Raw genomic sequence first — 12,000 nt, 5'->3', positions numbered from 1 at the left:
AGCTAAGCGACGACGCGTAAATCGCTGATGGGTATCGCTGCGCTCCACGCCATCCTACGGGCGGTGTCCAGTGCTTACGGGCACATGGTTTTCCATAACCGTATGGTTATGCGTGAGACATTTATTTTCAGTTTTACTCAGTGCCCTGACATTGGAGACTGCCGCTCAGCTTGCTGCTGATGCAGCTTTATCACTCCAAATAAGAGGAACCCCGCCATGTCCGATGCGCCGCAGAGTCGCTTCGCCATTCGCGACCGTAACTGGCATCCAAAGCCCTTTACACCCGACTACAAGACCTCGATTGCGCGCTCGCCGCGTCAGGCGCTGGTGAGCATCCCGCAGTCGATCTCGGAAACCAGCGGCCCGGACTTTTCCCATCTGCAGATGGGGCAGCACGACAACGACTTACTGCTCAACTTCAACAACGGCGGTCTGCCAATAGGAGAGCGAATCATCCTCGCCGGACGGGTCTGCGATCAGTACGGCAAGCCGATCCCGCACACCCTGGTGGAAATCTGGCAGGCCAACGCTGGTGGCCGCTACCGGCACAAGAACGACCGCTACCTAGCGCCGCTGGACCCCAACTTCGGCGGTGTCGGTCGGGTGCTGACCGACCGTGACGGTTACTACAGTTTTCGCACCATCAAGCCGGGCCCGTACCCTTGGCGCAACGGCCCGAATGATTGGCGGCCGGCGCATATCCATGTGTCTATCAGCGGCCCGTCGATTGCCGCCCGGCTGATCACTCAGCTGTATTTCGAAGGTGATCCATTGATCCCGATGTGCCCGATAGTCCGCTCGATTGCTAACCCTGACGCGGTGCAGCGGCTGATCGCCAGGCTCGACATGAGCGCGGCCAATCCCATGGATTGCCTGGCCTATCGCTTCGACATCGTGTTGCGTGGGCAACGCAGCACGCATTTTGAAAACGTCTGAGAGGGGTAAATCATGCCTATTGAATTGCTGAAAGAAACCCCATCACAAACCGCCGGTCCCTATGTGCATATCGGTCTGGCCCTGGCTGCCGCCGGCAATCCGAGTCGCGAGCAGGAAGTCTGGAGTCAGATGGCCAAGCCCGATGCGCCGGGTGAGCACATCACCTTGATTGGCCATGTCTACGACGGCAATGGCCATCTGGTGCGCGATGCCTTTCTGGAGGCCTGGCAGGCGGACCATGAGGGCCGCTATGACAAGTCCTTCAACCTGGAAAAGCCGTTCAACAGCTTCGGCCGTACCGCCACCACCTTCGATGCTGGCGAGTGGGCGCTCACCACCATCAAGCCGGGTGTGGTCAACAATGCTGCCGGGGTGCCGATGGCGCCGCATATCAACATTTCGCTGTTCGCCCGTGGGATCAATATTCATCTGCAGACTCGCCTGTACTTTGCCGACGAGGCCGAGGCCAATGCCCGCGACCCGGTGCTCAATCTGATCGAGCAGCCGCAGCGCCGCGAGACCCTGCTGGCCCAGCGTTGCACTGTGGATGGCGAGCCGGCCTATCGCTTCGATATCCGCATTCAGGGGGAGGGTGAGACGGTGTTTTTTGATTTTTGACGGCACGCCCAGGCAGCCGGCACGACCCAAAAATACAATTTTAAAAATGGCTATGTACCCGTTAACTGTTGCAGCTGTGGGGCTCGTCGTAGGATGGGTTGAGCTTGCGATACCCATCAAATAAGCGACTACGCAGAAATCCCTGATGGGTATCGCTACGCTCCACGCCATCCTACGGCCGGTGTTCCAGCGCTTAACCGGGGAAGGGTACATGCCCTTAAAAACAGGGGTAGTGAATGTTTCGTTTATATAGCTTGCTGGTACTGCTGCTGACGCCACTCTTGGCCTGCGCTGAAGAGGTTATTACGGTCTACAACTGGGAAGGTTACATTGCCCTACCAGTGCTGAAGAGCTTCGAGGCCGAGACGGGTATTCGGGTGGATTACCACACCTATACCTCGCCCAAAGAGATTGAGGGTGCATTGAGCAGCGGTGCGGCGATGGATATTTCCGTGCAGACCCACAACGACCTGCCGCGGCTGATCAAAAGCGGCAGCATTCAGGCTTTGGATTTCAATCAACTGCCTAATCGCAAGTATTTAGCCCCTCATCTGCTGGGTGCCTTGAAGGCCCTTGACCCTGGCAATCGCTATGCGGTGCCTTACCTGTGGGGGGCTACCGGTTTGGCGATCAATACGCCTCTGGCTGAAGCGGCCTTTGGTGGGCCGCTGCCCAATAGCTGGAGTCTGTTGTTCGATCCTGAGCAAAGTCGTCGTCTGGCCAGTTGTGGTGTCAGCTGGCAGGAGGGGGCCAACGAAGGCCTGACCACCTTGCTGCGTTATCAAGGTCGAGACTTAATGCGCAGCTCAACCAGCCGAATAAAAAAAGCCGGCAAACTGCTGATGGAGTTGCGCCCCAACCTCAGATACGTCAGCAGCACGCGTTATATTAATGATCTACGCGATGGCAAGCTGTGTGTCGCCATGTCTTGGGTCGGCGATGCGTTGGCCGCAGCGGCGGCGGGGCAGGATGTACGCTTTGTTATCCCGGATGAAGGCGCGACTTTTTTTATCGATAGTTTGGTCATTCCAGCGAGTGCTAAACGTCCGGATCTTGCCATGCGCTTTATCAACTATCTGCTGCGTCCGGAAATAGCCGCGCAGATCACCACAGAAACCCTGTACGGCAGTGGCACTCTGCAAGCCAAGGAGTTTGTCGACGAAAGCTTGCGCGAACAACCCGGACTTTATCCGGATAATCAAACCAAGCGCCGGCTCACCCTCTTGGAAAATATGCCGCAGAAACACGCCGATGTTAGTCAGGTTGTCTGGGCCGAATTTATCAACGCGCAAGCGCCAGCTGAGGCATCTGCTGGCGCTGCACCTTGAGTGTGCTCAGTCGCTACCGTCCTGTTGAATGAGTTGCGGCTGTTGGTTGAGGAAACTGTATGAGCGATACGCGTCTGCCCCTGTCGACCCTGGCGCCACCGATAATTGCCTCGCCAGCCAAGCGCATCGAGGCGCTGACCGGCGATCCTAATTTCATGAGCTCACTGGCCCGTGGTTTGGCGGTGATTCATGCGTTCCAGGAGCGCAAGCGCCAGCTGACCATCGCCCAGATCAGCCACCGCACCGAGATTCCCCGCGCCGCCGTACGCCGCTGCCTGCACACCCTGATCAAGCTGGGCTACGCCACCACCGATGGTCGCACCTATTCACTGCTGCCCAAAGTGCTGACCCTCGGCCATGCCTACCTGTCGTCGACGCCGCTGGCGGTCACCGCCCAGCCAATCCTCGACCGCCTCAGCGAACAACTGCACGAGGCCTGTTCGATGGCCACCCTGGAAGGCGACGAGATTCTCTATATCGCCCGCTCGGCCACCCCGCAGCGGCTGATTTCGGTCGATTTGAGTGTCGGCAGTCGATTACCGGCCTACTGCACATCGATGGGCCGCATCCTCCTGGCCGGGCTCGATGACCAGGCGCTGGAGGACTACCTGAGCGGCGCCGAGCTGCAGGTCAAAACCAGTCGTACCCTGCATACCCCAGAGGCTTTGCGCGCCAGCATCGAGACGATTCGCCAGCAGGGCTGGGTGATCATCGACCAGGAACTGGAAATGGGCCTGCGTTCGGTGGCCGTGCCTTTGAAGGACTCTGCCGGTCAAGTGCTGGCCGCGCTGAATGTCGGCACTCACGTCGGCCGGGTGTCGCAGCGGGAGCTGGAGACGCGCTTTCTGCCGGTGTTGCTGGAAGCCAGCAAAGAGCTGAGCACCCGGCTGTTTCACTGAGTGCTTGGCCGGTCTCGACTGCGGCTCATGGAATTTGCCGGGCGAGGGTTCGAGGTTCTTCCGCAAGAAATGTTCGATAAACGCCCGCTTAAGCGATTATCGAATTGAAGCCTCGGCGTTCGCTCCGTACTGTCTCTTCAGACCGTGCAGCTAACGGCCAGCCATAAGAACAATAAGAGACCGTCACGGCCACACGCCGACTGCCATGGGCCCGCACCTGGTTGCAGAAGCGCTTTGGTCCTGCCTGCTGCTCTTTCCTGTTCCGTTGGCCAGCCTTCGGGCTGCGCCGATGTGAAGCAACAACCACAGGAATCCCGCTATGACCTGCTCTGCCAAGCTGTCCGCCATCGACACCCTGGACGTCCAGTCCTTTATCAATGCTCAACCCCTGTCGCGCTACCAATGGCGCATCGTGTTGCTGTGTTTCCTGATTGTCTTTCTCGATGGCCTGGACACCGCTGCCATGGGCTTTATCGCCCCGGCGCTGACCCAGGACTGGGGCGTCGAGCGCGCCAGCCTCGGCCCGGTGATGAGCGCCGCGCTGATCGGCATGGTCTTCGGCGCCCTGGGTTCCGGGCCACTGGCCGATCGTTTCGGCCGCAAGTGGGTGCTGGTGGGGGCGGTCTTCCTGTTCGGCCTGTTCAGCCTGCTGTCCGCCTACAGCGGTAACGTCGAGCAACTGCTGGTGCTGCGCTTTCTCACCGGCATCGGCCTGGGGGCGGCGATGCCCAATGCCACCACGCTGCTGTCCGAGTACACCCCGGAGCGGCTCAAGTCGCTGTTGGTGACCAGTATGTTCTGCGGTTTCAACCTGGGCATGGCCTGTGGTGGTTTTGTCTCCGCCAAACTGATTCCGGCCTACGGCTGGCAGAGCCTGCTGCTGCTCGGTGGCGTGCTGCCGCTGGCGTTGGCTGGCGTATTGGCGCTGCGTCTGCCGGAGTCGGCGCGCTTTTTAGTGGTACGCAATCGCGGCGCCGATCAAGTGCGCCGCGTGCTGGCGCCGATAGCGCCGGCCGCAGTGGCCCTGGCCCGTGACTTCAGCGTGCCCGAGCAAAATACCGTGCAGAGCCGCAACGTGCTCAAGCTGGTGTTCTCCGGCAGCTACAGCGCCGGCACCCTGTTGCTGTGGCTGACCTATTTTATGGGGTTGGTGATCGTCTACCTGCTGACCAGCTGGCTGCCGACCCTGATGCGCGACAGCGGCGCGAGCATGGAACAGGCCGCCTTTATCGGTGCGCTGTTTCAGTTCGGCGGGGTGCTCAGCGCGGTGGGCGTCGGTTGGGCGATGGACCACTACAACCCGCACAAGGTAATCGGCTGTTTCTACCTGCTGGCTGGGGTGTTTGCCTACTGCGTCGGCCAGAGCCTGGGGGCGGTGACCCAACTGGCCACTCTGGTGCTGCTGGCCGGCATGTGCATCAACGGCGCGCAGTCGGCGATGCCGTCGCTGGCGGCGCGCTTCTACCCGACCCAGGGGCGCGCCACCGGGGTGTCGTGGATGCTCGGCATCGGCCGCTTCGGCGCCATCCTCGGTGCCTGGCTCGGCGCGACTCTGCTCGGCCTGGGCTGGAGCTTCGAGCAGGTACTGACCGCGCTGGTGCTGCCGGCGCTGATCGCCAGCGTGGCGGTGGTGATCAAGGGTTTGGTTAGTCATGCCGATGCGAGCTGAGCCTGTCGGTCTGCTGCGCGTCGGCCATACGGCGTTGAATCAGCAGTCCGGAAAGCGGCTTGCCGCTAACGCGCTTTAGCGCGGCCCGGAGGGCGAGTGAAACGAGTAATGCTCATTGACTTTGGTTGGCCATGCGGATGCCTCGTAGGTCTCCGTAGGATGAGTGGAGGAGCTGCGCGACGATACCCATCGCGCCGCATTGATGGGTATCGCTGCGCTCCACCCATCCTACAAACGTCGTTCGATAATCGAACAGATAGTCGATTATCGAATTGTTTGCCTGCGGACCTGGCAGTACCTTGCTTCTCACTGGTGGCCTGCGCCACGCAATCACAAGAGAACCCCCATGGCCGAACTTCTTTCCCTGCGCGAAGCGGTGCAACGCTTCGTTCACGACGGCGACAGCATCGCCCTCGAAGGCTTCACCCACCTGATCCCGACGGCTGCCGCCCACGAAATCATCCGTCAGGGGCGCCAGGATCTGACCTTGACCCGGATGACTCCCGATCTGGTCTACGACCTGCTGATCGGCGCCGGTTGCGCGAAGAAACTGGTGTTCTCCTGGGGGGGGAATCCGGGCGTCGGCTCGCTGCATCGGCTGCGTGACGCGGTGGAAAAAAACTGGCCGCATGCGTTGGAAATCGAAGAGCGCAGTCATGCGGACTTGGCCAACTCTTACATCGCTGGCGCCTCGGGTTTGCCGTTCGCAGTGCTGCGCGCCTATGCCGGTTCCGATTTGCCCAAGGTCAATCCATTGATCAAAAGCGTGACCTGCCCCTTTACCGGCGAGGTGCTGGCGGCGGTGCCGGCGGTGCGCCCGGACGTGACCGTGATCCATGCGCAGAAGGCCGACCGCAAGGGCAACGTGCTGCTCTGGGGCATCCTCGGCGTGCAGAAGGAAGCGGCCCTGGCGGCCAAGCGCTGCATCGTCACAGTCGAAGAGATAGTCGACGACCTCAATGCGCCGATGAACGCCTGCGTGCTGCCGACCTGGGCGCTGACGGCGGTCTGCCTGGTGCCAGGCGGTGCGCACCCGTCCTACGCCCAGGGTTACTACGAGCGCGACAACCAGTTCTATCAAGCCTGGGACCCGATTGCCCGTGGTCGCGAAACCTTCACTGCCTGGATTGATGAATATATTCGTGGCACCGCCGATTTCGCGGCTTTTCGGCAAAAACTTGGCCAAGCCAAACTCGCGGAGGCCAAGCAATGAGCACCTACAGCACCCATGAAATGATGACCGTGGCCGCCGCCCGCCGGCTGAAAAATGGCGCAGTGTGCTTTGTCGGCATCGGCCTGCCATCCAAGGCCGCTAACCTGGCACGCCTGACCTCCTCGCCGGATGTGGTGTTGATCTACGAATCCGGTCCGATTGGCGCCAAGCCTAGCGTGCTGCCGCTGTCCATCGGTGATGGCGAGCTGGCCGAAACCGCCGACAGCGTGGTGCCCACCGGTGAAATTTTCCGCTACTGGCTGCAAGGCGGGCGCATCGACATGGGCTTCCTCGGCGCCGCCCAGGTCGACAAATACGGCAATATCAACACCACGGTGATCGGCGATTACCACCAGCCGAAAGTCCGTCTGCCGGGTGCCGGCGGCGCGCCGGAAATTGCCGGCTCGGCCAAGCAGGTGCTGATCATTCTCAAGCAGTCGCACCGCACCTTTGTCGACAAGTTGGCGTTTATTACCTCGGTCGGTTTTGGCGAGGGCGGCGATCACCGCAAACGCCTGGGTCTGCCGGGCGCCGGGCCGCTGGGGATCATCACCGACCTGTGCATCATGGAGCCGGAGGCCGGAACTAACGAGTTTGTCGTCACCGCATTGCACCCGGGCGTGACCCGCAAGCAGGTGATCGCAGCTACCGGCTGGCCGATTCGTTTCGCCGAAGTGGTGGCGGTCAGCGAAGTGCCCAGCGACGTCGAGCTGAGCGCGCTGCGTGCGCTGGAAGCCCGTACTGCAGCGGCCCACGGCCAGCTGGGCGGTGAGGAATGAGCCGCGAAGTGTTTATCTGCGACGCCATTCGCACGCCGATTGGCCGCTTTGGCGGTGGCCTGGCTGGCGTGCGGGCTGACGACTTGGCGGCGCTGCCGATCAAGGCGCTGCTTGAACGCAATCCGTCCGTTGACTGGAGTCAGCTCGATGAGGTCTTTCTCGGCTGCGCCAACCAGGCCGGCGAAGACAATCGCAATGTGGCGCGCATGGCGTTGCTGCTGGCCGGCCTGCCTTCGAGCGTGCCGGGTGTGACGGTGAACCGGCTGTGTGCTTCGGGGATGGAAGCGGTGGGCAGCGCCTTTCGCGCCATCGCCAGCGGCGAGATGGAGCTGGCGATTGCCGGCGGCGTCGAGTCCATGAGTCGCGCGCCCTATGTAATGGGCAAGGCCGATAGCGCCTTCGGCCGCAGCCAGAAGATTGAAGACACCACCATCGGCTGGCGTTTTATCAACCCGCTGATGCAGGCCGAGTATGGCGTGGATGCCATGCCGCAGACCGCCGACAACGTGGCCAACGACTACCAGATCAGCCGTGCCGATCAGGACGCCTTCGCCCTGCGCAGCCAACAACGTGCTGGCCGCGCCCAGGTGCAAGGATTCTTCGCCGCAGAGATTGTCCCGGTGCGCATCCCCGGCAAGAGGGGCGACACCCTGATCGAGCAAGACGAGCACCTGCGCCCGGATACCACACTGGAAACCCTGGCCAGGCTCAAGCCGGTCAACGGTGCGAACCAGACCGTCACCGCCGGCAACGCTTCCGGGATCAACGACGGCGCGGTGGCACTAATCCTGGCATCACGCGAGGCGGTCAAGCAGCACGGCTTGACTGCGCGGGCGAAAGTGCTTGGCATGGCCAGCGCCGGCGTGGCGCCACGGGTAATGGGCATCGGCCCGGTGCCGGCGGTGCGTAAGCTGCTCACGCGCCTGCAGCTGACTATCGATGATTTCGATGTGATCGAACTGAACGAAGCCTTCGCCGCCCAGGGCCTGGCCGTGATCCGCGAGCTGGGCTTGGCCGACGACAGCGACAAGGTCAATCCCAACGGCGGCGCCATCGCCCTCGGTCATCCGCTGGGCGCCAGTGGTGCGCGCTTGATTCAGACCGCCTTGCATCAACTGGAAAAGACCGGCGGCAGGCTCGGTCTGGCGACCCTGTGCGTCGGTGTTGGCCAAGGGCTGGCATTGGCGTTCGAACGCGTTTGAGCTTTGTAGGATGGGTTGAGCGCAGCGATACCCATGCTGCTGCGATGGGTTACGCCTTTGGCTAACCCATCCTACGGTGGTAATTCATGTACCGACCATGGCTGATTGACTGTTATAAAACCCATCTTCTTTCCGCTTTCTGGAGCACCGGCTTGAACAGCCCGAGCAACCAACTCTTTGATGCCTATTTCACGGCGCCTGCCATGCGCGGGATTTTCTGCGACCACGGGCGGGTGCAGGGTATGCTCGATTTCGAGGCGGCGCTGGCCCGTGCCGAGGCGCGGCTGGGGCTGATCCCGGCAGCGGCCGTGGCGCCGATTGCTGCGGCTTGCCAGGCCGAGCTGTATGACTTCGCTGCGCTGGCCGAGGCCATAGTCACGGCCGGTAATTCGGCGATTCCGCTGGTCAAGGCGCTCGGCCAGCGGATCGCCGCCAGCGATGCGCTGGCCGAGCGTTTCGTCCACCTGGGCGCCACCAGTCAGGACGCCATGGATACCGGCCTGGTGTTGCAATTGCGCGCCGCCATCGGCCTGCTGGAAAGCGATCTGGCCCAGTTGGCCGGCGCGCTGGCTGTGCAGGCCCTGCGCTACGCGGATACGCCGCTGGCCGGGCGCACCTGGTTGCAGCACGCCACCCCGGTAACCTTAGGGATGAAACTCGCCGGCCTGCTGGGCGCCGTCACCCGTCATCGGCAGCGCTTGGCTGAGCTCAAACCACGGCTGCTGTCGCTGCAGTTTGGTGGCGCTTCCGGCAGCCTGGCCGCTCTGGGCGAGCAAGGTTTTGCGGTGGCCGAGGCGTTGGCCGCCGAACTTGGCCTGACGCTACCGGAGCAGCCCTGGCACACCCAGCGTGATCGGCTGGTGGAGTTCGCCAGCCTGCTGGGGATGCTGGCCGGCAGCCTGGGCAAGCTCGGGCGTGATATCAGCCTGTTGATGCAGACCGAGACCGCCGAGCTGTTCGAACCGGCCGCGCCGGGCAGGGGTGGTTCCTCGACCATGCCGCACAAACGCAACCCGGTCAGCGCCGCGGTGCTGATCGGTGCCGCCACCCGCGCTCCGGGGCTGGTGTCGACCATGTTCAGCGCCATGCCGCAGGAGCATGAGCGCAGCCTCGGTCTCTGGCATGCCGAGTGGGAAACCCTGCCGCAGCTGTGCTGCCTGGTTTCCGGGGCGCTGCAGCAGGCGCTGCTGCTGGTGCCGGGACTGGAGGTGGACGCCGCGCGCATGCGCAGCAATCTTGAGCTGACCCAGGGCCTGGTGCTGGCCGAGGCGGTGAGCATTGCCCTGGCCCAGCGTATCGGTCGCGATGCCGCTCACCATCTGCTCGAACAATGTTGTCGCCATGCGGTGGAGCAGGGCGTGCATCTGCGCCAGGTATTGAGCGAAACGCCGCCAGTCAGCGCCGAACTTTCCTCGGTGGAGCTGGACCGTCTGCTCGATCCGGCCCACTACCTCGGTCAGGCCCGTTTGTGGGTCGAACGTGCCGTGGCTGACCATCAGTCTTTTTCGCGTTAGGAACTGTCCATGCCCGCCGTACAACTCGCCGATGGCGAACTGCACTATTTGATAGATGAGCAGCTGCTCGAAGGCCCTGATGCTGCGCCGGTGCTGCTGCTGTCCAACTCTCTGGGCACCGACTTGCATATGTGGGATGGGCAGATTGCCGCCTTCACCCAACACTTTCGGGTATTGCGTTACGACACCCGCGGTCATGGTCAGTCACTGGTGACCGAGGGTTTTTACAGCATCGAGCAGAACGGCCGCGATGTGCTGGCGCTGCTGGATGCGCTGGCGATTGCCCAGGTGTGTTTCTGCGGTCTGTCGATGGGCGGCTTGGTCGGTCAGTGGCTGGCGATCAATGCCCCGCAGCGTTTGCAGCGGGTGGTGCTGTGCAACACCGCGGCAAAAATCGGCAACTCGGATGGCTGGAATCAGCGCATTGAAACGGTGCTGCGCGATGGTCCGGCGGCGATGCTGGCCCTGCGTGATGCGTCAATCGCGCGCTGGTTTACCCCGGCGTTTGCGGTGGCCGAACCGGCCAAGGTTGAACCTGTGCTTGGCATGCTCGCCGCCACCTCGCCGCAAGGCTATGCCGCCAATTGCGCGGCGGTGCGCGATGCCGATTTCCGTGAGCAGCTCGCCGCAATCAAGCTACCGGTATTGCTGGTCTGCGGCAGCCAGGATGGGGTGACCACGCTGGCCGATGGGGGCTTTATGCGTGAACGCATCGAGGGCGCCGAACTGCTTGAGTTGCACGCCGCGCATCTGTCTAACGTCGAGGCCAGTGAGGCCTTCAATCGGCCTGTGCTGGCCTTTCTGCAAGCCTGAAACGGAGCACCCACGATGGACGAGAAACAACGTTACGAAGCCGGCATGCAAGTGCGCCGCGCGGTGCTCGGTGATGCCCATGTGGATCGCAGCCTGGACAAGCTAACGCCGTTCAACGGCGAGTTCCAGGAAATGATCACCCGCCATGCCTGGGGCGATATCTGGACCCGGCCCGGCTTGCCGCGGCATACCCGCAGCTTGATCACCATCGCCATGCTGATTGGGATGAATCGCGAGGCTGAGCTGAAACTGCACCTCAAGGCCGCCAAGAACAACGGCGTGACCCGCGACGAGATCAAGGAAGTGCTGATGCAGAGCGCTATCTATTGCGGCATCCCGGCGGCCAACGCCAGCTTCCATCTGGCGGAAGAGGTGTGGGACGAGATGGGCGTGGAATCCCTTGGCTAGCTCTGAGGCAGCTGCGACCGACAGCTGTGCTCAGCGGTAAAGCTTGCCGAGCAGCAACAGCAATTGCTCGCGCTCTGCGGCGCTCAGTGCGCTGGTGGACTCCAGGTCGCTTTGCTGCACCACGTCCTTCAGTTGCTTGAGCAGCACTTCGCCGGCCTTGCTGAGGAACAGGCCGTAGGAGCGTTTGTCCGGATTGCTGCGTACCCGCATGGCCAGGCCGCGTTCTTCCAGTTTGTTGATCATCAGCACGGCTTGCGGCGGCTCAATCGCCAGCGCGCGGGCCAGCTCTGCCTGCATCAGCCCCGGCGATTGCTCGATGATGGTCAAGGCGGTGAAATGCGCCGGGCGTATGTCATGGGCTTCCAGTCGGGTGGCCAGATGCTGGAAGAGCTTCATCTGGGCACGGCGCAGTACATAGCCAACCAGGTTGTGCAGTGAGCTGTCGAGTACGCTGGCGACTTCGCTTTCTGACGCGGTATTGGCTTTACGAGACATGCGGATCGGACCTGTTGGCAGTTTTTTGATTAACCATGGTAACTATTATTGCCGCGAGAGGGTAGATTTAAGCCGGTTGGTTTGCTGAACGGCCTGTCCGGGCAAGTGTTGTTGCGCTGAAATCAC

12 protein-coding genes are annotated in these 12,000 nt (G+C 62.0%); 11 read left to right on the top strand and 1 reads right to left on the bottom strand.

Features of this window, described 5'->3' with window-relative positions; genetic code table 11:
* The first annotated feature begins 216 nt into the window (after positions 1–216).
* From pcaH to pcaC, 11 genes are all read left to right on the top strand, one after another.
* Positions 217–936: a protocatechuate 3,4-dioxygenase subunit beta gene (gene pcaH / locus Q8R10_RS16465; protein WP_305654930.1), complete on the top strand. Its 720-nt coding sequence runs from the start codon at positions 217–219 to the stop codon at positions 934–936.
* Positions 937–948: 12 nt separating this feature from the next.
* On the top strand, positions 949–1,554 hold the full coding sequence (pcaG, locus tag Q8R10_RS16460) for a protocatechuate 3,4-dioxygenase subunit alpha (RefSeq protein WP_305654929.1): 606 nt from the start codon (positions 949–951) through the stop codon (positions 1,552–1,554).
* A gap of 236 nt (positions 1,555–1,790) precedes the next feature.
* Positions 1,791–2,882 (top strand): extracellular solute-binding protein, encoded by a 1,092-nt coding sequence (locus Q8R10_RS16455; protein WP_305654928.1) that lies wholly within the window; start codon positions 1,791–1,793, stop codon positions 2,880–2,882.
* 59 nt (positions 2,883–2,941) lie between these two features.
* Positions 2,942–3,781 carry an IclR family transcriptional regulator C-terminal domain-containing protein gene (locus tag Q8R10_RS16450; protein ID WP_305654927.1) on the top strand — a complete coding sequence of 280 codons (840 nt, stop codon included), beginning with the start codon at positions 2,942–2,944 and terminating at the stop codon, positions 3,779–3,781.
* 319 nt (positions 3,782–4,100) lie between these two features.
* On the top strand, positions 4,101–5,450 hold the full coding sequence (locus Q8R10_RS16445) for an MFS transporter (RefSeq protein ID WP_305654926.1): 1,350 nt from the start codon (positions 4,101–4,103) through the stop codon (positions 5,448–5,450).
* A 346-nt stretch (positions 5,451–5,796) separates the two neighbouring features.
* Positions 5,797–6,663 carry a CoA transferase subunit A gene (locus Q8R10_RS16440; protein ID WP_305654925.1) on the top strand — a complete coding sequence of 289 codons (867 nt, stop codon included), beginning with the start codon at positions 5,797–5,799 and terminating at the stop codon, positions 6,661–6,663.
* Positions 6,660–7,442 (top strand): CoA-transferase subunit beta, encoded by a 783-nt coding sequence (locus Q8R10_RS16435; protein ID WP_305654924.1) that lies wholly within the window; start codon positions 6,660–6,662, stop codon positions 7,440–7,442. Before Q8R10_RS16440 ends, Q8R10_RS16435 begins: the two co-directional genes overlap by 4 nt.
* Positions 7,439–8,644, top strand: coding sequence for a 3-oxoadipyl-CoA thiolase (pcaF, locus tag Q8R10_RS16430; protein ID WP_305654923.1), 1,206 nt, complete (start codon positions 7,439–7,441; stop codon positions 8,642–8,644). The genes Q8R10_RS16435 and pcaF overlap by 4 nt, the downstream gene beginning before the upstream one ends.
* 152 nt (positions 8,645–8,796) lie before the next feature.
* Positions 8,797–10,158, top strand: coding sequence for a 3-carboxy-cis,cis-muconate cycloisomerase (locus Q8R10_RS16425; RefSeq protein ID WP_305654922.1), 1,362 nt, complete (start codon positions 8,797–8,799; stop codon positions 10,156–10,158).
* Between the two features lie 9 nt (positions 10,159–10,167).
* Positions 10,168–10,971 (top strand): 3-oxoadipate enol-lactonase, encoded by an 804-nt coding sequence (gene pcaD, locus Q8R10_RS16420; protein ID WP_305654921.1) that lies wholly within the window; start codon positions 10,168–10,170, stop codon positions 10,969–10,971.
* A gap of 15 nt (positions 10,972–10,986) precedes the next feature.
* Positions 10,987–11,379: a 4-carboxymuconolactone decarboxylase gene (pcaC, locus tag Q8R10_RS16415; protein ID WP_305654920.1), complete on the top strand. Its 393-nt coding sequence runs from the start codon at positions 10,987–10,989 to the stop codon at positions 11,377–11,379.
* 30 nt (positions 11,380–11,409) lie between these two features.
* Here the strand turns inward: pcaC and Q8R10_RS16410 are convergent, their stop codons facing one another.
* Positions 11,410–11,874: a MarR family winged helix-turn-helix transcriptional regulator gene (locus Q8R10_RS16410; protein ID WP_305654919.1), complete on the bottom strand. Its 465-nt coding sequence runs from the start codon at positions 11,872–11,874 to the stop codon at positions 11,410–11,412.
* Between the last annotated feature and the right edge of the window lie 126 nt (positions 11,875–12,000).

It is taken from the genome of Pseudomonas sp. (genome assembly GCF_030698175.1).
GTDB lineage: Bacteria > Pseudomonadota > Gammaproteobacteria > Pseudomonadales > Pseudomonadaceae > Aquipseudomonas.
This window is presented reverse-complemented; position numbering and strand designations above follow the sequence as displayed.

Excerpts from the sequence above, each read along its gene's own strand:
- pcaD (WP_305654921.1), top strand. The coding sequence starts at position 10,168 with ATGCCCGCCGTACAACTCGCCGATGGCGAACTGCACTATTTGATAGAT.
- Q8R10_RS16450 (WP_305654927.1), top strand. The coding sequence starts at position 2,942 with ATGAGCGATACGCGTCTGCCCCTGTCGACCCTGGCGCCACCGATAATT.
- pcaH (WP_305654930.1), top strand. The coding sequence starts at position 217 with ATGTCCGATGCGCCGCAGAGTCGCTTCGCCATTCGCGACCGTAACTGG.
- Q8R10_RS16410 (WP_305654919.1), bottom strand. The coding sequence starts at position 11,874 with ATGTCTCGTAAAGCCAATACCGCGTCAGAAAGCGAAGTCGCCAGCGTA.
- Q8R10_RS16440 (WP_305654925.1), top strand. The coding sequence starts at position 5,797 with ATGGCCGAACTTCTTTCCCTGCGCGAAGCGGTGCAACGCTTCGTTCAC.
- Q8R10_RS16435 (WP_305654924.1), top strand. The coding sequence starts at position 6,660 with ATGAGCACCTACAGCACCCATGAAATGATGACCGTGGCCGCCGCCCGC.
- pcaF (WP_305654923.1), top strand. The coding sequence starts at position 7,439 with ATGAGCCGCGAAGTGTTTATCTGCGACGCCATTCGCACGCCGATTGGC.
- Q8R10_RS16445 (WP_305654926.1), top strand. The coding sequence starts at position 4,101 with ATGACCTGCTCTGCCAAGCTGTCCGCCATCGACACCCTGGACGTCCAG.
- Q8R10_RS16455 (WP_305654928.1), top strand. The coding sequence starts at position 1,791 with ATGTTTCGTTTATATAGCTTGCTGGTACTGCTGCTGACGCCACTCTTG.
- pcaC (WP_305654920.1), top strand. The coding sequence starts at position 10,987 with ATGGACGAGAAACAACGTTACGAAGCCGGCATGCAAGTGCGCCGCGCG.
- pcaG (WP_305654929.1), top strand. The coding sequence starts at position 949 with ATGCCTATTGAATTGCTGAAAGAAACCCCATCACAAACCGCCGGTCCC.